This window comes from Streptococcus mitis (assembly GCF_946188685.1).
In the GTDB taxonomy this organism is placed as follows: domain Bacteria; phylum Bacillota; class Bacilli; order Lactobacillales; family Streptococcaceae; genus Streptococcus; species Streptococcus mitis_CC.
In genome coordinates, this window is record NZ_CAMHWH010000053.1 from 1 (window position 1) to 230 (window position 230).

Below are 230 nucleotides of genomic sequence, written 5' to 3' on the forward strand. Positions count from 1 at the left end.
GGGCATAGCTGTTATTGCCGAGCTCCAGCAGGCCTGCCACCAGTCGTTTGCCACTCTCCAGCACGCTTTGTCCAGGGCAATGGCCTTGCTTTGCCTTGAACTCGAATTCTTGGAGCAGTTTCTGCCACTGGCTTAGCTCCCCTTGCAGCTTGCTCGCTAGCTCTTTTTCACTGCTATCGAAAGGTTTTTGGAAGATATCTTTGGCAAGACGTGCAGCCTTCACAATCTGC

1 protein-coding gene is annotated in these 230 nt (G+C 52.6%); it reads right to left on the reverse strand.

Translation table 11 applies throughout. The annotated features are described in order from the left end of the window. A partial coding sequence (locus N8N51_RS10430; protein ID WP_261104153.1) for a hypothetical protein occupies window positions 1-230 on the reverse strand: 230 nt, incomplete at both ends.